The 988-nt window shown below is 71.4% G+C and carries 1 protein-coding gene; it reads left to right on the top strand.

Annotated features, from left to right (window positions below; genetic code table 11):
- The coding region (locus U9980_RS19295; RefSeq protein WP_322769205.1) for an MFS transporter at positions 1-887 on the top strand (887 nt) is incomplete at its 5' end.
- Between the last annotated feature and the right edge of the window lie 101 nt (positions 888-988).

Raw genomic sequence — 988 nt, 5'->3', positions numbered from 1 at the left:
GGGTGTGCCTGGGCAAGGTCCCCGTCGGGATCGCCGCCCTGATCGTCGGCTGGCGCCGGCTGCCCCACATCCACGGCCACCCCGTCGAGCGGCCTGATCCGCTCGGCGTGATCCTCATGACCGGTGGCGTGGCGCTGTTGACGTTCGGGCTGGTCAAAGGCAGCGACTGGGGCTGGACGTCGTCCTCGATCATCGCGTCGCTGACGGCCGCCGGGCTGCTGCTCGCCGCGTTCACAGCGCACTGCCTGCGCAGCCGCACGCCGCTCATCCGCCCGTCGCTGTTCGCGTCCCGATCCTTCACCGGCGCGTCGATCGTCGCCCTGTCCTTCTCCGCAGCGTTTGGCGCGATGTTGCTGTCGATCGTGCTGTGGGAGCAGGGCCACTGGGGATGGTCGGCCCTGCGCGTCGGCCTTGCCTTGGCCCCCGGACCGCTGATGGTTCCGCTGATCTCCTTCGGCCTCGCCGGCCGTCTGATCGCCCGCTACGGACCCGCAGCTGTGATCGCGGTCGGCGGCGTGGCCTTCGGGGCCGGCGTCGCCTGGTGGGCCCTTGCGATCGGGACCGAGCCGAACTACGCCTCGGGCCTGCTTGGCGGCATGATCCTCACTGGTGTCGGCGTCGGCCTGACCCTGCCGACGATGATGGCCACCGCCTCAGCCTCGCTGCCCCCGCCCGAATTCGCGACCGGGTCCGCAGTCATCAACATGCTCCGCCAGACCGGCCTGGCCCTGGGCGTCGCCATCGTGGTCGCCGTCCTCGGCGGCGCTAAAACCGGCGGCACGCAGCTACACGCGTTCCGCACCGTCTGGTGGGCCACCGCCGGGATCTCCCTCGCCGGAACCGTGCCCGCCCTCGCACTGCTCCGCCGGCCGGCGGCACAACGTTGAGATCGGCCTAACGGTCGGCGGTCAGCCCGCCGAGCGCACCGTCCTCGTCCTCGTCCTCGTCCTCGTCCTCGTCACCGTTACCCCACAATCGCAGCCACCGC

This window comes from Protofrankia sp. Cr1 (genome assembly GCF_963555865.1).
In the GTDB taxonomy this organism is placed as follows: Bacteria; Actinomycetota; Actinomycetes; order Frankiales; family Frankiaceae; genus Protofrankia.
The sequence above is the reverse complement of the archived record's forward strand: the minus strand, read 5'-3'. Positions and strand labels throughout refer to the sequence as shown.